The sequence below is a fragment of the Halobacterium sp. NMX12-1 genome, assembly GCF_040435975.1.
In the GTDB taxonomy this organism is placed as follows: Archaea; Halobacteriota; Halobacteria; order Halobacteriales; family Halobacteriaceae; genus Halobacterium; species Halobacterium hubeiense.
This window is the reverse complement of the sequence record NZ_CP159204.1, coordinates 418,479-438,692: the sequence shown is the minus strand read 5'-3', so window position 1 is coordinate 438,692 and position 20,214 is coordinate 418,479. Positions and strand designations below refer to the sequence as shown.

Below are 20,214 nucleotides of genomic sequence, written 5' to 3'. Positions count from 1 at the left end.
TCCGGTTGGCTCACCGACAAGTCTATACAACCGGGTTACACAGGGGGAGCCATGGGGGAGGGGACGCGCTGGCTCCGGGTTCGCGCAGTCGTATCGTCGTGGTTTCCCGTGCTCGTGGCAGCACTGGCCGTGCTCGCAGTTGCGGGCGGGTGGGCGGCGTACACGGCCCACGCCGCCCCCGGGACCACCACCCAGCAGTCCGAGCGGGCGCACTGGACGGTCTCCGGAGAGTTCCAGCACGCCGCCGAAGTCACCCGCGAGAACCCGATTTTCGACGTGGGGACGACGCTCTCGAATCGCTCGACGTACTTCACGGGCGCGTCGCCGGAACTCGACGGCCGGTACGTCGCGACGTACTCCGGGCTCGACGCGCCCGCCGCGTCCATCGACCTCGACGCCACGCTCGTCGTGCGCGCGGTCGGCGAGGATGGGAACACCGTCTACTGGAGCGACCGCACGCCGCTGGACGAAACTAGCGCCGGCGAGGTGCAGTCCGGCGACTCGGCCAGCGTCGCGTTCTCGCTGAACGCCACGCGAATCGCCCAGCGCCAGACCGAGATTCAGGAATCGCTCGGACAGACGCCCGGCACTATCGAGACCTTCGTCGCAGTCGATGCGACCACCGAGGGGAGCGTCGAGGGCCAGCCCGCGTCGCTGTCGCTCAGTCACCGCCTCCCGGTCTCGGTCGACGGCGACACGTATACTGTCGGGCCCGCCGCGACCGGCAGCGAGGCCATGACGACCACGGAGACCGTGACCGTCACCAACGACTACGGGCCGCTGTGGTCGGTCGGCGGCCCGCTCCTGCTGGTCGGCGGGCTCGCTGGGCTCGCCGCGCTCGGCGCTGGCCGGCACCGGAACGCGTTCGCGCTCTCGGACGCCGAGCGAGACCTGCTGGCGTTCCACGACGAGCGCGCGGAGTTCGACGAGTGGGTCGTCCGCGCCACCCTCCCCGAGGCCGTCCGCGACCGGCCGCGCGCGACCGCTGAATCGCTATCTGGCCTCGTGGACTTCGCCATCGACGCCGACACCGGCGTCGTCGAGGACACCGAAACCGGGACGTTCTACGCCGTCGCCGACCAGCTACTGGTCGCGTACGAACCGCCCGCACTGGCGCGCGACCCGGACACGACGGGCGCCGGCTTCGACGACCTGACCGACTTCGTTGAGGCCGGAGGGGACGCCGACGGCTCGGCGGACGAGCCCGACGGCTCGGCGGATGGGTCTGGCGACGCCGACGGTAGCGGCCGCGAGGAGACGCCGCGGCCGCAGGACTAGCAGCGGGCGGGACCCGCGGCCCCGAGCGGCTTACATGAAGTCCGCAATTCCTGACTGCTTGTTTTTGTCATTCTCGAAGATGGATTCGAGGCTGTTCTGGAGGACTTCCAGGCGCTGTTTCGTGTACTCGCGGCAGTCGTACTCCTCGGCGACCGTGATCGCGGTGTCCATGTACTTGTTCACGGAACCCTCGTGGACGGTGAGGTTCACGCGCCCGCCACACTCCCGGCAGTCCCCCGTCAGGGGCATCCGCCGGTACTTCTCCCCGCAGTCCAGACACCGCGTCTCCTGCCGGCTGAACGCCCGCAGGTTCCCGATGAGGTCCGGGAGGAAGTGGTACTCGATGACGCGCTCGGCGACGTCCGTCTCGTCGACCGCCCGGAGCTTGCGCGCGAGTTCGAGCTGGGCGTCCATCTTGTCCATCATCGACCCGAGCGTCTTGTACGCCGACAGGCTCGGCCCGAGGTGGATGTTCGACGTGTCGTGGGTGTGCTCGAAGCCCGCGTACTCCGTGTCCGTCCCGAGGCTGTCCTCCGCAATCTCCACGAGGTCCTCGACCTCGCCTGGGTCGGCCATCTCCCGGGTCGCCTCGTAGAATGCCCGCGGGTACTGGCTGACGACGTCCATGTTGTGCGCCTCGTCGTCGATTTCGCTGGGGTCGATGCGCGAGGACATCACCAGCGGCGCGTCCATGGAATTGTGAGCGTACAGCCAGTTCGCGGTGAAGACGGGGTCACCCCCGACCTGGAGGTCGTAGAGATACCCGTCGTAGTCGACGGACTCGATGTCTTTGACGCGCAGATACGAGAGGTCTCCGTCCACGAGCGGGCGTAGTTCCTCAAGCACGGCCTCGGCCTGCGACGGCAATTCCTGTTCGTCGAGCGTGTCGACGATCTCGGTGAGTTTCTCCAACGAGATGTTGTCGCGACGCTTCAAGTACTTCGGAATTGTCTGTTTCACGCCCGCAATATCCATCTCGCGGAGTTCCATCAGCGTAGACGGAATCGAAACGACGAGACTCTTGGGGAGATACGGGTCGTCTCCGTCGAGAAGTCGGTGAAGCGGATTATCGTTGGCGCCGCCGGAGACTGTTACGGTGTGGATGTCCTGTCTGTTGCCGTCACGGTTCGTTTTTGTTGAAACGTTCGTGACGAGTCCGAGACGGTGTAAGAGGAACATGATTCCATCTTTCACGTCGTCGCTAGTCGTATGGAAGCTAACTGTCGTCACGTTGTCGTTGGAACTGTCGCTTCCGTCACCAGCAATAAAGCCTCGCAGGAAGTCGAGCACTACCGACCGCGGTGCGTGGAGGATACACTCTGGAACAACCTTCTCGCTCGAATCATACGAATCAGCGTTCTCGAAGCCGAGCGAGTAGAGTACCTCCCTGAACACGGCGGGGAACCGTAGTTCGTAGGCACGATTCGACCAGCGTCGTCCTGGTTCGGTCCCGAGTTTGTCCGTTGCGATGTCGGCCGCACGGTCGATGAGATCTTCGTCGGCGTTGTGGATGCAGGGGTTGACGCTTGAGGTAGTTCCCTCAGCGACGAACAAGCCCAGGAGCCAGGCGAAGTCCTCGTCAACCTCGATTGTTCGCGTAATGCCGAGTGAGGAGCCTTCAAGTCCGACCTCGATGTCAGTCGGTACGTCAAGTTCGCTGTGGGCGAGAATCTGCTGGAACCGCTCAAATCCGATTTTCGACTTATTGAGCCTGTATGCGAGTCCCGCGTTGAACGCTCCATGCGTCTCGCTCCCTCGGTCGGTTGACTCCCAGGCCGTCCGTAGGAGTTCCTCGACGTCATCGTCGATGACAACGTACGGGTCATCGACACAGTCAGTAACATCCAGGGTGGTTTCCCGGGTGTCGACATCGAGGTCGCGTGGGGCGACAACCAAATCACCGGCTTCGAGGTCCGCACCAGCAACTTCCTCGATACCATCATCGTACCGGAAGAGGCTGTGGTGTTCCGTTATCTCCAGCGACCGACCGAACTGCGTCTCCACGCGGACGAGTTGGTCGTCGTCATCGGCTTGATACCGAATCGCTTTCTCGATTGGTTCCAGTGACGCCTCGTGGTTGTCGTCGAACGCGTACGTCTGCCAGCCTTCGCTGTAACAGGTCCGTTTGCGGAACTTCCCGTCCGTTTCAATCGGTGCTTCAAGCTCATCCCAGAACTCGTCGAACGTCAGGAATCGCACATCGCCGTCGGGGTCGACAGCGACGAGTCGAGAATCCTCGGCAACGCTGCCACCACGCTGGTCCGGCAAGTACGATTTAGAGAAATTGATAAGACCGTCCATTAGGAGCATCACGCAGTCCTCGTCGCCGTCACAGTTGAGCGCATATATGTCATTTGGAATTAATGAATGGGTGTCGGAGACAGTGAGACAGTACGTGTAGTCAGTGGTAGACTGCTCGTAATCGACCGACACCACCTTGTCAACCAGATAGTCGCCATCCCCTCCGTCGAAAATACGCGATCCGGCTGGTTTGATGTTCTCGACGTGGCTCGCGAGACGAGTCTCCTTACGGGTCAGATGGAATCCCACGCGTTCGTGGAACGTGACCGCGTCCTCGGAGCTGACACGAACCACAAAGCTACGTGCTGACATCGACTCGTCGTCGGCATCGTAGTAGTCTGGGAACTTCTCCACGAGCGGGACTTGCTCCGGCTTGTGGACCGTACTCGATATCCCGAGCCGAGTGAGGAGCGCGACGACATCGTCCTTAAGCTCTCGACTGACCGTCGTCGCGGAGACTGTCAATCCTTGCTTTGTGACGTGACCGTCACCACTGAAGTATCCGGAGAGGTACGCGCCCACGACTGCAGCGCTGGAATCGAAGACGCACTGCGGGACGCGTTTCGAATCCGCGTGAACGCCTGCATCAAGGACTGTGTCGAAGAACGTCCGAAGGAGGCGACCGGACACTGTCACCTTCTTATCGTTCTCACGGTAGGGATTCGCACCGAACTCCTCGCGGAGTGTCTCGACGAAGAACTCGCGGGCTTCGTCTTCGATGCCACTAATCGTCGTCTGATGAATCGTTCCCTTCGAGGTAGTTTGCTTCCGGGTGAACCCCTCCGCAGCGTAGTACCCGAGAAGTGTACCAACACGTTCGTTCAGCTCGACGTAACGGTCGACTTCCGCGGTGTCACGTTTCATCCCCAACGTTACATCGTCGGGAATCACATCGAGTGTCTCCTCGACAGACCCGAAAACGTCCGTGAGAAGGGAGAACGGCAAGCTCTCACGATAAACGTAGTTGCTCAGGGCTTTCTTCGTCACTCCGAGATACTCGGCCGTACTTTTCAGTGGATAGAACTGCCCATCCCAGTCAGCTGCAAGTGCGTCAGTGAAGAGATCATATAGTTCAGCCCGTCCGATACCCTTGACTGTGAGTTGGTCGTTTTCAATTGCGTCGACACGCGCAAACTCAGCGAGGAGGTCAAACACACGACGTCCTTGAGTCGGTTCAAGTGTGTCCACGTCTGTGGGCGTGAGAACGTGATCCGTGTCTGTCAACTGTGCAGCCGTCTTCGTCGTAATCGACCCGTCCCTGAAAACATGAACCTCGTGGTCCGGAGTAACCGTAAGTTCGCGGCCACTTCCGGTCTCGACGTGGATCATGTGGTCGGGCGCGGGGTGTTTGGAGACGGCTTCGACGGGTTTCCGAACCTGATCACCATCTTCCGTGAGCGAAGGGACATGGACGTCGCCATCGAGTTCCTGCACGAGCGTCCCGAAGTCGTCTTCGTCGGCTGTTTCGGGGTCGAGTCGGTCCTCGACGAGCGTTTCGATTGTGTCGTGATGGGCCTCGCCGGCTTCGTCCTCGAACCATACCTTCGTCTCGGGGTGGAAGCAGTTCCGTCTTTTCGCGGCGTGAAAGTACGGGTGCGCGTATCCGACCGAAGCTGACGTAAATCCGATAACTCTGCCGACGACGGCGGCGGAGGTGTGGGGCGCCATCCCGAAGACGAGCTCGCCGACGAGGTCGTCGCGCTCCTCCAGCTCGTAGAACGGGTCGAGGCCGTAGTACTGGGTGAGGAGGTCGTCGACGAAGTCCGCGGTCTGGAGCATGTGCTCGGCAGCACCATCAGAAAGCACGACGTCCTGCACGCGGAGTTCGACGAGCTGGTCGTCGTGCTCTAAGGGGTCGCCGTGGATGTCCTCCTCGTAGCCGAGTTCGCGGAAGTGCTCGACGGTGACGTCGAGTTCGCTGGGCTTGACCGACGTGACCGGGAGGTCGGTCATGTCGTAGCGGACGGTGCCGTCCTTGAACGTGGAGACGTCGTGTTTCGCGCGGAGCACGCCCTTCTCCATCGGCTCGGGGACCTTCTCCGCGGAGGACAGCCCCTTGACGCCCTTGAGCTGGTCGAAGGCATTCTCGCGCTCGCCGACGGCCTGGAGGGCGTCGCGGTACTCGGAGCCGACGTCGACGGTCTGGACTTCGACGTTGTCGAGTTCGCGCTCGCAGCGCGGGCACTCGACGCGGCCGGACTCGTCGGGTTCGGCGCTCACGTTGCAGTCCGGGCACTCGTAGTGCGGGTCGGTCCACTCGCCGCAGTCCCCGCAGCGCGGCTCGAACGTGTGGTCGCCACAGGACGGGCACTCGCGGACGCCCAGTTGGACGTCGAGCTTGCCGGGCGTGTCTTTCATGTCGGGCGCGTAGCGGGCGGCCTCGCTGACGTCGCGCTGGCTGCCGCCGGCCTCCCCGATGGGGAACAGCGTGTGGACCGCGGGCGAGAGGTCGCGGGACTCGGACTTCTCCGGGCGGCCCATGCGGTTCCCGATTCGCGTGGGCGCGCGCTCGCGGACCTCGAAGGGCGCGACCTCGTTGACGGCGGCGAGCGCGTTCGGCCACTCGCGGGCGTCCGCCGAGAGGTCGTCCCACTCGCGGGACAGATCCTCGGTAACCCCGAGCGAGCGCACGAGCGGCAGCCAGTCCGGGATGCGAATCTCGTCGTCGTCCTGCCTGTGTTCGACGAGCAGGGCTTCCAGCGGCTCGCGAACCGCGTCCTCGTTATTGAGGACGAGGTTGCCGTCCTCGGTGTGGGCGGCTGCGACGGCGTTCGCCAAGGCTTCGAAGTCCGCGACCTCGACGTCGTGCCAGAGGTACGTGTACTTCGGGTGCAGCGGCGCGTCGTACTCCGTCGCCCACTCCAGGGCCTGCTCGACGTCGGGGGCTTCGAGGTCCACGTACGGCGAATCACGAAGCGCCTGCACGTCCGCGCCCGCCGCTTCGAAGTCCTGAATCCACCACTCGGGCGCGTAGGACGCGGGCGCGAGCTCGTGGTTGTTCTCGACGAACTCCCCGTAGTTTACGAGGTACTCGCCGACGTCCAGAATCTCGACGACGCCGTTCCGAACCTCTAAGGCTTCCTCGGGGTCGTCGATGCGCCGTACGTCCCCGTTCGCGAGTTTGACCGTGGGGCCCTCAATGGAGTCGACGGGAACGATACCGGCGGCCTTCCCGGGGCGCTCGGTCTTGATCTGCGTGCCGGTCGCGAGGAAGTCGTCCACGAGGTGCATCGTCGCCGGGTGGATGCCGGCGGTCGCGAACCCGTGGTTGCGCGAGCGGCCGTAGCGCAGGCGGAACCCCCCCTCGTTGGAGGGGTGGCCGAAGACGGGACGGCCCGCGATGAGGTCCCGGAGGAACTTGTTCGACGGGTCCACGCGCGGTGGGCCCTCCGGTTCGTCGCTGGCGTCGTCGGCGTCGGTGGACACCTCGGCCTCGTCTGCAGCGTCGTCGCTGGCGTCGTCGTCGCCCTCGCTGTCGTCATCTTTGCCGATGGTGCCGTCGATGAGGTCCTGGAGCCACGGCCACTCGACCTCATCGAGATTCCGGGTGTAGCGTTGAATCTTGGGTGCTTTCAGCGCAATCCCTTCGGCGAGCACGAGACACATCCCGCCGCGCGCGGAGTTCGTTGCGATGCGTTCGAGGTCGCGGAAGCCGTCGACTTCCTCGTCGCCGGTTGCCTCCCCGTCCAGCATGACGGGACAGTGCTCGGTGATGAACTTCGTCTCCTTGTCCTTCGGCGAGTACTGGAGGCCGGTCTCGGAGTCGTAGAGGTCCACCTCCTCGGCGTAGCGCTCGATTTCGTCGTCGCGGGGCTTGAACCGGTCGATGTCCAGCAGCGCGCGGGCGTAGTCCGCGACCAGAACGGACAGCGCCTGCGCGGTCCCGCCCGCGGACCGGATGGGGCCGGCGTAGTAGACGGCGACGTACTCGGTGCCGTCGTCGTTGGCGTTGACCTCCACGCGGTCGATGCCCTCGATGGGCGCCGCGACCACGCCCTCCGTGAGGAGCGCGACCGCCGTGCGGACCGCGCCCTCGACCTTGCCGGCTTTCGTCTCGTAGTCGCCGACGCGGCCCTCGACGAAGTCCTCGACGAGTTCGAGCGCGGCCTCCTCGCGGCTCATCTCCCCTTCGAGGTCGCGCACGCGCTCGGCGACGCCGTCGATGCCGAGGATGTTCTCGACGCGGTCGGCCATGTCCTTGGCGACCGGAATCTCGACCTCGGGCTTGGGGTCCTCGCCGCGCTGTTTCGCGCGCTCGGCGACGTCGAAGGCCTCGTCGAGGCCGGCCTCCAGCGACTCGAAGTACGCCTCGTCCTCGGGCCGCATTACAGCCAGAGGTCGAGGTCGGTGGCGTCGTCGTGCTCGCGCACCAGCTCGGTGTCGAGTTCGCGGACGTACAGCTCGCCCGCGAACACGGTCGCGCGGTCGAGGTGGCCCGCAAGCGCCTGCCCGGACCGCCGCGAGAGGGTCACGTGCGTGTGCGCGAACGGTTCACCGTCTAGCTCGGAAAGGTTCCCGACGCAGGCCGCCACTTCGAGGGGTTCCTCGAAGCGCGCGGCCTTGTACTCGAAGTCGTCCTGGTCGTAGTACCAGAGTTCGGCGTCCTGCACCGCGCCCATGCCGACGAACCACGCGGCGTCGATGCCCTTGTTGGCAGCCAGCGACTCGATTTCCTCGCGCCAGTCGGCGCCGTGGTCGAGTCGCGCGACGAACTCGCGGCCGCCAGAGACTTCGCGAACGTTCATGGATGCACCCAACGGACGCGCCAGCAAAAGTCCTACCGTCTGGGTGCTACGGAACTACGAGCAGTTAGTACGCCGCCGCAGTCGGCCTATCGCCACGCCGAGAGCGCGGTCGCGTGGTCCGCTGTCACCGACATCCACGCCTCGTCGCAGGAGATGTCCGCGATGACGAGTCGGGACTCGGGGCCCTCGTCGTCGAGGGAGGCCATCACGTCGGTGCCGGACGCGTTCGCCGGCTGCACGGCGTCAGTCGTCATGACGTATGATACAACGTGGCACGGGATACTTAAGCGCATCGGAGTAAGATACCTGACCTATTCCGCTCGGACCGATACCCTCGCTTCGCCACAGATGAGCTGTTCGCGTTGGCTCCCGCTCTGGCGGTTGCTCGCAGGAGGGAGAAGAACTCGCCGTTCACGTTCACCGGCCCGCGATTCAAGCGCACACCTACGGGGACGTGTCCGCCGTCTCCGGGTTGGTTACAGTCGACTGCTTGGATGGCTTCGTGGACGTGACGACTGCCACACTGTTGGAGTGACGTACGCTTCTGTTCGTACCTCAAGCGGCCGCTAACAGCCACCGGAACGGCCATGACCGACTCAAGGAAGAACCGTAATTTGACACCTGCCCAGTATTGGCATCGCTGTCACCAAACCCCCAGTTTCGTACGCTACGAATCGTTCAGTTCCGGGAAGAAGTGGGCCGGATCCTCGTGTTCAAACGTCGCAATATACGACCCATCGAGTTTCCGGATATGGCTGTACATCACATCTTCGTCCATCGCGATCTCCTTGAGCGGTTCCGCACGCTGTTGGCGGTAGTTCCCCGCGATCAGGACGACCGATTCCGTGGGGTGGTCCAAAATGGCCGTGAGAACGAACTCCTGCCCATGAACGCTATTCTTGAAGACTTGGTAATCTTCGAACGACCCCTTCTCACGAAGCTTTAGAAGTTCGTCGGCTTTGTTTCCCGGAATAATGTGCGTGAGGCCGAACCGATTATTGTCCTTATCCCCATCAGTTGGGACTTCCGGGCCTGTGTGTCCAGCCGGGAAAGCCACCGTTTGCCAGCCGTCGTCCTCCAAACGCTCAACCTGCGCTTCTAACTCTTGGAGCGTCTTCTTCCATGCACTCTTGTGAACATCGAGTGCACCGTTCCGGCCATCAGAGGGAGATGTACCGGTGTATTCGACCATGGGTTGGGTTTAATTGGATTCGCATATAGGCCTTGCCTGTCAAACTACCACCGTTCGTTCAAATATAAAGGAGACAACGAGCGTGAGTACGCCGCTGATGAACAGTTTCAGCCCCGTTGAAATCCGGTCATCGGGCGATAGGGGATACCAAACCATCGGGGGGAACCGTTGGACGCTTCGTTGAAACCAAGTCTCACCACGCGGTGGATCTGGTTCGTTCGCCGTTTTCGTCACTCGTAAGCGCCCTTCTTCGGTTCGGTCAACGGTCCAAGGCGCCTCCGGATTCAATAGGAAGAGACTGTACGCGATAATCGCCCAGCCGGCGAGAAACATGCTGAACTCCGCGACAAACAAGCTGGTTCCTGTCACAGCCATAATGAGGAGGCTGAACACGGACACGGAAAGCACAACAGCGACGGCGTAGCCAGCGGCGTCTATGAGCTGTCGCCCGCGAATCCCAACCATTAGTCGTCGACTATTGTCGAATACTCTGCTGTGCCCGTGTATTCCTGCTGATGGCGGTGGCAAAGACTCTCTCTCCCGCCAACAGTATGGTATTCAGGCATTTCGTGGTCACAGATGCTCCCAAAGCTATCGAGAAGCGTCTCGATTGCAGCATCGAATTCATCTGCCTGTGCATTCGCCGTCGCCTCGTTGATGATACCTTCGACGTTATCGGGCACCGAGCGGTCTTCGAAGATTTCAGCAGCGACGTCGTCGATATCCTCCTGGCCGACATCCATCCCCAACAGCCCCTTGACAGTTTCGGTGAGCGACTGGTCGGCATCCGCACGGCTCCGCAGTACAGTCAGGTACTCGTCAATCCCGCGCCAAACCTCCATATCCAGGTCATCGTACTCGTCCGGGCGGATTTTCATCGGACAGCGGGTACTAAACGGACAGCCAGACGGCGGGTCGCGGGGGCTTGGTGGGGTCCCACGGAGCGTAATCCGGTCGGCGGAACTGCCCGGGTCTGGTTTCGGGATTGCCGACAACAGCGAATGCGTATAGGGATTCGCGGGGTCGGTGAAGAGCTCCTCCGTGTCACCGATCTCCATAATGTTCCCCAGATACATCACTGCCGTTCGGTCGCAGACGTGGCGGACGACAGAGAGGTCGTGGGCGATGAACAGGTAGGTGAGCCCGAACTCGTCCTGTAGGTCCATCAGTAGATTCAGGATCTTCGCCTGTACGCTCACGTCGAGTGCAGAAACCGGCTCGTCAAGCACGAGGAAGTCCGGCTCTAAGGCGAGCGCCCGAGCAATCCCAACCCGCTGTCGTTGGCCGCCGGAGAACTGGTGGGGATATCGGAAGTAATGCTCCTTCTGGAGGCCGACGGTGTCGAGTAGCTCACGGACACGTTCCCGGCGTTCTTGCGGAGTCTTCCAGTCGTGCGCGTCCAGCGGTTCACGGATGATTTCACCGACAGTCATCCGATTGTTGAGACTGGATTCCGGGTCTTGGAACACCATCTGCGCATTGCGGCGCCATTCTTTCAACTCATCCTTCTTCAGGGTGGTAATATCCACGCCGTTGAATTCGACGACCCCCTCCGTTGCTCGTTCGAGCTGGATGAGTGTGCGACCGAGAGTGGATTTACCACAGCCGGACTCGCCAACGAGACCAAGCGTTTCACCGCGTCGAATCTCGAAGTTGACCCCGTCAACGGCTTTGACCGGTGGCTTGCTCAGCAAGCCGTCCTCACCGTAGTATTTCTTGAGATTTTGGACGTTGACGAGCGTCTCACCCTGTGTTGCGTCCGTATCGTCTGCGTGTAGTTGCTTGCTCATTGGCTCTCACCCGTTTCTGCTGCGTCATCACCTGCTGCTTGGTGTGTCGTAACTCGCTCCTCGGTAGACTGCTCATCCGGGTACAGGAGGCACGCCGCGGAATGGTCGACGTCCGATTGTACTTGGACTGACTCCGGGTGGACTACCTCACACTCGTCGAAAGCCTTCGGGCACCGGGGCGCGAACCGGCAGTACGTCGGGTCGTCAGTCGGGGTCGGCACCTCGCCCTCAATTGTGTCCAGGCGGCGCTTCCCGGCGTTTTTCGACGGGATGCTTTCGAGCAGACCCTGTGTATAGGGATGTTTCGGGTTTTCGAAGAGGTCCTCGACAGGAGCACTCTCGACGAACTCGCCGGCGTACATCACGTTCACGCGGTCAGACACCTCTGCGATGACACCCATGTCATGGGTAATGAACATGATGCCGATACCTTCCTCTTCTTGAATCTTATCTAAGAGCTCCAGAATCTGTGCCTGGATCGTGACGTCGAGGGCTGTCGTTGGCTCGTCACAGATGAGGACTGACGGATCACACGCGAGCGCCATCGCGATAACGGCCCGTTGCCGCATCCCACCAGAGAACTGGTGTGGGTACTCCCGAAGGCGCCGAGGTGCGTCCGGAATCCCGACTTCTTGCAGGAGGCGAGTTGCTTCTTTCGTTGCCTCGCTCCCACGGAGATTTTGGTGGAGACGAAGTGCTTCCTTGATTTGGTTGCCGACGGTGTAGACCGGGTTCAGGCTCGTCAGCGGGTCCTGGAAGACCATGGCAATATCCCCGCCCCGGATATCCTGCCATTCGGATTCCGAGTTCGTGGTCAACTCGTTGCCGCGGTATTGAATGCTACTGTCGGGCTCAATACGACCGGGGGATTCGACCAGCCCCATTATCGACCGAGCAGTAACGCTTTTTCCAGACCCACTTTCCCCAACGATACCGACCGTTTCACCAGCGCGGATTTCGAAGTCGACACCGTCTACCGCACGAATCACTTCTTTGTCAGTGTAGAACGACGTACGAAGGTTCGACACTGAGAGTAGCGTCTCGCGGTCGTCTGCGTCGGTCGGAGTTGTCATCGTATCAGAGTTCATGCGCCACCTCCAGTTGCTGCAGCGCCAGATTCACCACTTTCGCCGCTTTCAGCTGCCTCGCTCTGCGGGTCGATCGCGTCACGGATACCGTCACCAAGCGCGTTGAATGCCGTGACGACGAGTACGATCAAGATCCCCGGAAGCAGGGAGATATGCCAGGACTGCGTCGTCACGTAATCCTGCCCCAGGTCGATCGCCCGCCCCCATTCGGGGGTCGGCGCGGTGATGCCGAGGCCGAGGAAGGACAGCCCGGCTGTGGAGATGATGACACCGCCCAGGGACATCGAGGCGTAGATGAGGAGATAGCCGAGGACGTAGGGCGCGATGTGTTTCCGCATCGTCGTCCGTGGGCGTTGGCCGAAGCTCTTGGCCGCATCGATCCATTCCTGCTCGGAGACCTGGAGTGCAGGCCCACGCAAGGACCGCCACAGTGGTGGCCAGAACATGAAGGCAAAGATGAGAGCTAACAGCAGCGCTCCGTTGTAGTAGTTCGAGATCGGGTTGCCACTGAGAACCTGCGTCAACAGGATGATGAGCGGGAGCTGTGGGAGCGCCATGATCGAGTCGCTGGTAACGACTGTCAGCAAGTCTGCAAGCCCCTTATAGTACGACGTGATCATGGACATGGAAAGCGCGATTGCTCCCGAAAGCCCCATCGAGACGAGCCCGATAAAGAGGGAGAGACGAGCCCCGTATGCGAGGAATGTGAAGAGGTCTTTCCCATTAGGTAATGTCCCGAATGGATGGTATCTATCGAACGAGTCATAGGTTAGGGGGGCGACGTTCGAATCGCCTGCGCCACGGGACCGGGACTCCTGGTTCGCGAAGCCGACCACCATGGTGGCGACTTCACCGCTTTCGGAGTCGTAGTACTGCATCTCGTGTGAATAGGGCTCAGTAATATTCGCTTTCTGGGTTGTCGGCCCCATGGTCGGAGCGAACAGCGCAAGGACCAGGAACATCGCGACGATAACGAGCCCGAACTGGCCCCAGCGGTGCGTCCGGAGCCGGTCAATCATGTCGTCGCGGGGGGTCCAGGATGCGTAGCGGTAGTGCTGTCTGAACGTTCGGTATCCCTTCCAAACCCAGGCGATACACGCGAGCGCATACACGTAGACGAGAGTGACACGAAGTGCCCAAGCGGCTGCTGGTGACAAACCCATGAAGGTCTGCTGCCAGCCCTCGCCCGGGACGTGATACCCCTGGTTCGAGATGAGGTTCCGGTCCAGCAGAGTGGGGAGGTCGGCAAGGGCGTCTCCGATACCCGCAAGGACACTTGCGCCAGGAGCCGCTGGAAGAACCCCCACAACTTCGTTCCACGGGAGTCCCATCACTGTACTCCAGATTGCGCCGAATTCGAGTGCGATCAGAACCGCGACACCCACAACCCAGACAGTCGCCGGTCGGGGGTTCGCCCGCACTCGTTGCTTGAAAGTCAGGTCTTCTTGCACGGTCGTCCTTGTGTCGTCAGTCATTGTCGTACCCCACTCGTGGATCGACGATGGTGTAGAGGATGTCCTGGAGGATGTTGACACCTACAATCAGCAGGATGAAGATGAACATCAGCGAACCAACCAACGGCAGGTCAGCCTGAATCGTCGCCTGGAAGAACAGGTAGCCAATTCCGTTGATGGCGAAGACTGTTTCGACCAGAACGGAGCCCCCGATGAGGATGAACACTTCGTTGGTAATCACGGGGATGAGCGGAATCAGCGCGTTCCGGAAGATGTGTTTCCAGACGATAGTCCGACCTGGTAGCCCTTTCGCCTTCGCGGTTTCGACGTAGTTCGAGTTGACCGTTTCGAGGACGGCTGTTCGCGCGAGTCGGACTTCGTTGCCCATCGTCGAAGAGCCGAGTACGAGCGCGGCCGGAGCAATCTTCTTGATTGCCTGCAGCAGGCTCGTCGGGTCCGTCAGGTTTGACAAGTCGGGCGGCGTCACAATCTCTGGTGTATTGACGAGGAACGTCTGCCATTCGAACCCGAAGAGGAGGTCTTCAGAACTGGAAAGGACGGCCACCAGGATAACCGCGAGCCAGAAGTTAGGCATGGCGCGCCACACGATGCCGCCGAAGGAAGCAAGGTAGTCAGAGAACGTGTTCGGGTTGAGACCGGCATAGAAACCCAGTGGAATCCCGATGAAGATCGCGATAACGACTGACCAAAAGCCGAGCCAGATCGTACGGGGGGCGTAGGTGGCAAGCAGTTCGTACGTACCTGTGTCGCGGCTATAAACCCAGGACTGACCGAGGTCAAACGTAAACAGGTCAGTCATGAAGTCGATGTATTGTGCCCAGAGGGGCTGGTTCAACCCGAGCTGTTGCTCGATGCTTTCGTAAGCTGCAGGGTTAGCGTCGGGACCAAGAATCGCTCCCACGGGATTCAACGGCCCCATGCGGACGATGACGAAGGTCAGTGTGGTTCCCAGAATGATCACCGGGATGGACATGATGAGACGCTTCCCCAGATAGGTCCATCGTGACATTACGGATCACGCTCCTGCTCGTGGTGTTCTCTCATGGCAAGTATCGAAACGTATCGCATGTACGGAAACGGGTGGTGGTGGGGGTCATACTACCTGTTCAAACCTGCAACGGGGTACCGGTAAATTTCGCACTCCCCTACAAAAAGGGAGCGGTTGCAGACGGCTACTCGACGTCGATTTCTTCGGTTTCGTACTCTATGCCCAGATTGTCCAGGAGGAAGTAGTCCCGGTTGCTGTTCTGGGAGTTCGCGAGCCGGTTCCAGGAGTACACCAGGTCCTGGGCCGTGAATTCACTCCCGTTGTGGAACGTCACACCCTCCTTGAGCGTGAAGGTGTAGGACGTGTAGTCGTCGGACACCTCGTAATCCGTCGCAAGATTGCCTTCCGGAGTGACCTCAGCGTTGGGATACTGCATCAGCCCATCGAACAGCTGGGTGATGACTTCACCGGACGCCGTGTCAGTGGCAGCGATGGGGTCGAACGTCGTAATCGACCCGGTCATAACGTCCTGGAAGGTGTTCGAGTCACCGGACTTCGTGACCTGATTGAGCTTCTGGCGGCTGGGACCAGCGCTGCCGAACCGGGGCATGTCGACAGTGTCGTAAGAGATCCGCTCGTCGTATGGGTGGTAGAGCGGGATAATGACGGCGTCTTCCCAGTTGTTTTCCTCCATCTCGAGGTAGCGTTCCTGGCGAGTGGACGCGGCCTCGTCAGTCGGCTGAAGGTTGTCCGTGATCTCTCCCCAGGCGTCACGGTTCGCCTGCGCAGCTTCGGTGTCCCGCCAGTCCGTGTAGGCAAGCGGGCCGGCCTCGGAGGTGTTCGTGAAGTCGGGATTGAGAAGCTGCATGAAGCTGTGCGGATCCGGATAGTCCATGAGCCACCCCAGCAGGAACATCTCGAGGTTCCCGTTCCGGCCGCGCTCAAGCAGCGTCGACCACGGCGTCGGTTCGACGGAGATGTCGATGTAGACGCTCTGAAGCTGGTCGCCAAGGAGACTTGCGACGTCAGCGTACTGTGAGGTCCCCTCCTGGTGTGCGAAGGTAATCTCCACGCGGTTGTTCGGGCCGTAGCCCGCCTCCTCCATGATCTGCCGAGCGGACTCGAGGTCCGCTTCGTCAACGCTGTAGGGGTAGTCTTCGCCGTGGCTGTCGTAGACGTCCTGCCCGCCGTCGAACAGTGTCGGCGGCGTCAGGTGCGTCGCAGGGAGGCCACGAGACTTGAAGACCTCCTCGACAATGGATGTCTGGTTGAGGACGTACGCAACCGCCTGGCGAACCGGCTTCTCGACCTGCTGGGCGTTGAACCCCAGGTACTGCGTCCCGGCAGACAGCACGCGCAGGTAGTTGGCCGTCTCACCGTTGTTCATCGGCCCGTACGTGCCGTAGTCACGGTCACGGTCGTCCGTCCCCTCGACGGAGATTAGATCCGGGTCGTATTGGGACGTCGGCATTGGCGCGATGTCCGAGTTCTGGTTCTGGCCGTACTGGTAGCTCGCGTTGGAATCCTGGATGACCTGCCAGTGAACCGCATCGAGTTCAGGACCCTCACCGTGGAAGTCATCGAACGCGGTAACGTCAACAGCGGTCCCGTCAGACCAGCTCTCGAACTGGAAGGGGCCCGTCCCGACGGGGTCCTCGGAACCGAACGTCGACTGATCGACTTCACCGTCAACGTCCGGCAGGTCGTCGACGTAATTCTCCGGAACTGCAGCGAACGAGGAGTATGAGAGCATCTCCATGACCTGATGGAACGGCCCAGTGAGCTCCATGGAGAACGTGTAATCGTCCTCAGCCTCGATCGCGAGGTTCGCAATTTCCCGGGTGCTCTGTTCGGTCGTGGTCGTCGTCTCGCCACCGCCAGAATCACCCGTCGTCGTCCCGCTACCGCCGTTATCGTTACTGGAACAGCCAGCCAGAGTGAGGGCTGCGGCAGTCCCGCCGGCGGCCTTCAGGAAACTTCGACGCTGCATGTCATTGTCATCCGTCATTACACACCGTCTGTTGAATACTTCGCCAATAAAGCTATCGTTTCAATCGGCGGTTTCCCGAAGTATTGCCTGTAAATAATCGAAGAGAACCCGGATATCGGAAAACGATTATTTTATAAACCACGGATTATGGGTGTGTTTAGACTGTTTTGAAACTAATAACACAACGTTCGCCATTCATAATTATTTTACCTTATATTTGGGTTGAATCGGATAACGACGGCACTCCCATCAGATTCGTCACCAGAGAGCTACCCTTCGCTGAAGACGGGGAAAGGTCTTCAAACTCCCGACCACAGCAAGTTGTCCCTAACAGTCACCAGCGTGCATAGCAGTGAGGTGGGGTCGAAGTCGATGACTTGCTTCTCCTGGGCATCGCTTTGATCTGGATGGCTCGCCACTCGCCGTCGATGCCCACTAAAGCCTCGGAGAAGCTGGCGTCCTCATTGCCCGGCACCGCGCCCTGGACGAACCGCATGTTGGTTAAGGCTCGTGGCGCGCTTGGTCCGGGAGTCGGCCATCGGGCAGGGGCACCCGGCCGAGTTTGAGTTCGACGTCGACGCGCCGCAGATGCTTGCAGCCGCCCTCGGGCGTGCGATACTCCCAGTCCGGACAGGTGCACGTTTCGGCGACGACATCGACCTCGTACCAGCTCCCGGACGCGGTCCGGACCTCGTAGCGGCCGCCTTTTTCGAGCAGGGAGACGGCCATCCCCTCCTCGAGCGCTCGCTTCGTCCGTGGTTCAAGGTCGGTTCGAGCGATGCCCTGTGGGACCGTTTCAGGAACCGCGCTGAGTTGCTGGAAAACCATGATTCAGTGGAGACGCGAGTGCGCCTCCACCGCTCCGCGGGCGCAGAAAAACACGGACGCGGCCACGAACCTACGCGTCCAGCGTCTCGATCAGCTCCTCGGCCGTCCGACTGATACGGTCCAGTCGCTCGCGAACGACCTCAGGATCGTCCGATTCCCACGCGGCGAGGTAGAACGCCGACCGGCTCGTATCCAGCCCGCAGTACCGGCCGACGATGTACGCGACTGACTCTGCCTCGACCTCGCGTTTCGACCGTTCGGCTGTCTCAGTCACGCCAGTGTGTAGCAGGGCGTGTGCGTACTCGTGGATGAGCGTCCGGGCGAGGTCCGCGTCGTTCTCCCGGTCACGGACTTCCACAACCGGCTGCGCGTTCAATGGACTGAGCCGTTCACAGACACCCTTTGCCTCGCCATGCGTCCATTCATCCGCGGGAACGATGCGCACCGTCACGTCGAGGTCATCCGCCATGTCCAAGAGTCGTGGCACGAGATTGCCGGCGTCACCAGTTGCCGCGGTGTCAAGGTCGGGGAGTGGCTCGCCCTCGGTCTGGGAGATGTCGAAGACGGGCGCCGGGTTGAATCCAACGAGGCCTTTCGACCACTCTTCGGGCGGCGTCTCGTCGTATGTACAGTCACTGTCCTCGTGGTAGCTCGGCGAGTTCTCGCACTCCGGACACTGCTTGGCGATGATCGGCGCCCAGATCCAGATGGCCGACTCGCCCTCCTTGACGTGGCGGTCGAACTCCTCCTGCCACGTCCGATACCCTGCCACCCGGGTCGCCTCCGGGCACTGGCGTTTAATCAGGAGCGTGTTCTGATACGAGTAGTCGTGGAAGCGACTCTGGACGTCCAACCAGTCCTGGAATTCGTCGCTGGCTTGCGCATCGTCGACGCCAGCCACGAGGTCATCAATCCACTGTTCGATGGTGCTGTGCATCTCGTCGGATCGCGTGTCGGTCTCCTCGAAGGAGACCGACGAGGTACTAGCCGTCATCACGGACACCACGACCCGCCTCTCAGGAGGCGCGCCGCACCCCTCGTGGCGCACGAAAAACTGCTACGGAGGAATACGGTCGACAGGTATTGCAGAGCAGCGTAATGGCGTAACAGCAGCGACTAGTACGGGCGTCTCGCCATTCCAAGCTCGGCAGTCCACGTCGTGTACACGAATCCCTGACTTCTGGCGGGACTCATTTGGCCTCGCTCAAATACTCAAACAGCGCGCCGCCGTGGCAGGTGACGCCGTTCTGGCGACAGCACGTTCCCAGCGTTAACCAACACTGGCCGTGAATCGCCACGAGTGTTGGTTAAGATGGTGGGTGCTGAACGAACCGCAGCTACCCGCGCCCGGTTGTCGGAACGAACGTAGGCGCCCAATCTGTTCCCTACGGGTTTGAATCGGGTAGCCGACAGCAACACGGGTCCCAGCAACCACCCTACAGTTCCAGTTTGCGAACCGTCTGTTGATGCGTCCGCACCGTCGACACACAGACGTCGGCCGCCTCCGCGACCCGTGTTTTCAATGGGTGCCGGCCACGCTCACGCAGTGCCTCGTAGAGGCACGCCGCGGCGAAGCCGGCTGGATGCACGCCCGCTGTCACGCCAGTCGTCTCGGCCCGTTCCGCGAGCGTCCGCGCCTGTCGGCGAACATCGTCGGGACACGCGAGCTCGGAGGCGAGGCGCGGCACGAACGCGCTCGGTTGCACTGGCTTCGCCGGTAAGCCAAGTTCCGCGTTCAGCGTCTGGTAGGCGTTCTTGACGCGGGACTGTTCGACGCGTGCCGGGACCGCGACGTCGTCGAGCGTCTGCGACCGGCCAGTACAGCGACACGCGCCGTAGACGCTCGCCGCGGCAATACCTTCGATCGACCGACCTCGTAGGAGGTTTTCGTTCTGTGCGCTCCGAAACAGTTGGCACGCTTGGTCGCGGAGCGTCTCCGAGAGGCCCAGCGCACTGCTGATGCGTCGCACCTCACCCAGACCATGGGCGAGATTACGTTCGGCTTTCGACTGGAAGCGGCCCCGGGACTGCTCGCGGCGCAGCCGCCCGAGCTGGCGGCGCTTCCGCCCCGAGAGCGTGTTCCCGCTCGCATCAGTGTGTTTCCCGATCTCCGTCGAGAGCCCACGGTCGTGACGTGCAACCGTGAGTGGTCCGCCAGTCCGCTGTTTCTCGTCCGTACAGGACCGCCACTCCGGCCCGTGGTCGATGCGCTGTTCGTCGATAACCAGTCCGCAGTCTTCGCAGACTGTTTCGACGACGTTCGTAGTGACGCGACCGCCACATTCGGGACACTGATTACCAGTAGTCTGTACGTCCTCGTCGAAGCCACGCGCGTAGCTGTCACTCGTCGGCATCGTTGATTCACCGAGTTCGAGGCGTCCGCCATCGTGGCGAACCCCTCACCCACTCAGGGGTCGAAAAGCCCGGCCGCGGTGCAGAAGCTCGGTTTCCACGGGCGAGCGCGCTGAGAACCCACTGCTTTGGTGATGGTCGCGGTACCACCTGGGATGCGTCCGGGCAAGCGGGCGCAGCTGAAGGA

General features: G+C 61.4%; 13 protein-coding genes and 1 pseudogene. 1 reads left to right on the top strand and 13 read right to left on the bottom strand.

The annotated features are described in order from the left end of the window. Positions 1 to 51: 51 nt before the first annotated feature. Positions 52 to 1,278, top strand: coding sequence for a DUF5305 family protein (locus tag ABSL23_RS03720; protein ID WP_353634754.1), 1,227 nt, complete (start codon positions 52 to 54; stop codon positions 1,276 to 1,278). 30 nt (positions 1,279 to 1,308) lie between these two features. On the opposite strand, the gene ABSL23_RS03715 is transcribed toward ABSL23_RS03720, so the two are convergent. The 13 genes and pseudogenes from ABSL23_RS03715 to ABSL23_RS03655 form a co-directional block, all read right to left on the bottom strand. Continuing rightward, on the bottom strand, positions 1,309 to 7,905 hold the full coding sequence (locus tag ABSL23_RS03715; RefSeq protein ID WP_353634753.1) for a DNA polymerase II large subunit: 6,597 nt from the start codon (positions 7,903 to 7,905) through the stop codon (positions 1,309 to 1,311). Next, positions 7,905 to 8,324 (bottom strand): PPC domain-containing DNA-binding protein, encoded by a 420-nt coding sequence (locus tag ABSL23_RS03710; RefSeq protein ID WP_059057855.1) that lies wholly within the window; start codon positions 8,322 to 8,324, stop codon positions 7,905 to 7,907. Before ABSL23_RS03710 ends, ABSL23_RS03715 begins: the two co-directional genes overlap by 1 nt. 86 nt (positions 8,325 to 8,410) lie before the next feature. After that, on the bottom strand, positions 8,411 to 8,578 hold the full coding sequence (locus tag ABSL23_RS03705; RefSeq protein WP_169793414.1) for a hypothetical protein: 168 nt from the start codon (positions 8,576 to 8,578) through the stop codon (positions 8,411 to 8,413). Between the two features lie 413 nt (positions 8,579 to 8,991). Further along, positions 8,992 to 9,516, bottom strand: coding sequence for a hypothetical protein (locus ABSL23_RS03700; protein ID WP_353634752.1), 525 nt, complete (start codon positions 9,514 to 9,516; stop codon positions 8,992 to 8,994). Positions 9,517 to 9,555: 39 nt separating this feature from the next. Next, entirely contained in the window at positions 9,556 to 9,981 is a 426-nt protein-coding gene (locus ABSL23_RS03695) for a hypothetical protein (RefSeq protein WP_059057853.1), read from the bottom strand. Further along, complete coding sequence (locus ABSL23_RS03690; RefSeq protein ID WP_089649680.1) at positions 9,981 to 11,306, bottom strand: oligopeptide/dipeptide ABC transporter ATP-binding protein; 1,326 nt, start codon at positions 11,304 to 11,306, stop codon at positions 9,981 to 9,983. Before ABSL23_RS03690 ends, ABSL23_RS03695 begins: the two co-directional genes overlap by 1 nt. Beyond that, positions 11,303 to 12,394: an ABC transporter ATP-binding protein gene (locus tag ABSL23_RS03685; protein WP_157534001.1), complete on the bottom strand. Its 1,092-nt coding sequence runs from the start codon at positions 12,392 to 12,394 to the stop codon at positions 11,303 to 11,305. Before ABSL23_RS03685 ends, ABSL23_RS03690 begins: the two co-directional genes overlap by 4 nt. Beyond that, positions 12,391 to 13,869 carry an ABC transporter permease gene (locus ABSL23_RS03680; RefSeq protein ID WP_059057851.1) on the bottom strand — a complete coding sequence of 493 codons (1,479 nt, stop codon included), beginning with the start codon at positions 13,867 to 13,869 and terminating at the stop codon, positions 12,391 to 12,393. The genes ABSL23_RS03685 and ABSL23_RS03680 overlap by 4 nt, the downstream gene beginning before the upstream one ends. After that, positions 13,862 to 14,878: an ABC transporter permease gene (locus ABSL23_RS03675; protein WP_059057850.1), complete on the bottom strand. Its 1,017-nt coding sequence runs from the start codon at positions 14,876 to 14,878 to the stop codon at positions 13,862 to 13,864. Before ABSL23_RS03675 ends, ABSL23_RS03680 begins: the two co-directional genes overlap by 8 nt. 163 nt (positions 14,879 to 15,041) lie before the next feature. Then, entirely contained in the window at positions 15,042 to 16,865 is a 1,824-nt protein-coding gene (locus ABSL23_RS03670) for an ABC transporter substrate-binding protein (protein ID WP_353634751.1), read from the bottom strand. 483 nt (positions 16,866 to 17,348) lie between these two features. Continuing rightward, positions 17,349 to 17,615, bottom strand: a pseudogene (locus tag ABSL23_RS03665) (hypothetical protein); the annotation flags it as partial. A 130-nt stretch (positions 17,616 to 17,745) separates the two neighbouring features. Further along, complete coding sequence (locus tag ABSL23_RS03660) at positions 17,746 to 18,672, bottom strand: ArdC-like ssDNA-binding domain-containing protein (protein ID WP_353634750.1); 927 nt, start codon at positions 18,670 to 18,672, stop codon at positions 17,746 to 17,748. A gap of 439 nt (positions 18,673 to 19,111) precedes the next feature. Next, positions 19,112 to 20,029, bottom strand: coding sequence for a transcription initiation factor IIB family protein (locus ABSL23_RS03655; RefSeq protein ID WP_353634749.1), 918 nt, complete (start codon positions 20,027 to 20,029; stop codon positions 19,112 to 19,114). Positions 20,030 to 20,214: the final 185 nt, after the last annotated feature.

Coding starts and splice junctions, on each gene's coding strand:
- ABSL23_RS03720 (WP_353634754.1), top strand. CDS start 52: ATGGGGGAGGGGACGCGCTGGCTCCGGGTTCGCGCAGTCGTATCGTCG.
- ABSL23_RS03715 (WP_353634753.1), bottom strand. CDS start 7,905: ATGCGGCCCGAGGACGAGGCGTACTTCGAGTCGCTGGAGGCCGGCCTC.
- ABSL23_RS03710 (WP_059057855.1), bottom strand. CDS start 8,324: ATGAACGTTCGCGAAGTCTCTGGCGGCCGCGAGTTCGTCGCGCGACTC.
- ABSL23_RS03705 (WP_169793414.1), bottom strand. CDS start 8,578: ATGACGACTGACGCCGTGCAGCCGGCGAACGCGTCCGGCACCGACGTG.
- ABSL23_RS03700 (WP_353634752.1), bottom strand. CDS start 9,516: ATGGTCGAATACACCGGTACATCTCCCTCTGATGGCCGGAACGGTGCA.
- ABSL23_RS03695 (WP_059057853.1), bottom strand. CDS start 9,981: ATGGTTGGGATTCGCGGGCGACAGCTCATAGACGCCGCTGGCTACGCC.
- ABSL23_RS03690 (WP_089649680.1), bottom strand. CDS start 11,306: ATGAGCAAGCAACTACACGCAGACGATACGGACGCAACACAGGGTGAG.
- ABSL23_RS03685 (WP_157534001.1), bottom strand. CDS start 12,394: ATGAACTCTGATACGATGACAACTCCGACCGACGCAGACGACCGCGAG.
- ABSL23_RS03680 (WP_059057851.1), bottom strand. CDS start 13,869: ATGACTGACGACACAAGGACGACCGTGCAAGAAGACCTGACTTTCAAG.
- ABSL23_RS03675 (WP_059057850.1), bottom strand. CDS start 14,878: ATGTCACGATGGACCTATCTGGGGAAGCGTCTCATCATGTCCATCCCG.
- ABSL23_RS03670 (WP_353634751.1), bottom strand. CDS start 16,865: ATGACGGATGACAATGACATGCAGCGTCGAAGTTTCCTGAAGGCCGCC.
- ABSL23_RS03655 (WP_353634749.1), bottom strand. CDS start 20,029: ATGCCGACGAGTGACAGCTACGCGCGTGGCTTCGACGAGGACGTACAG.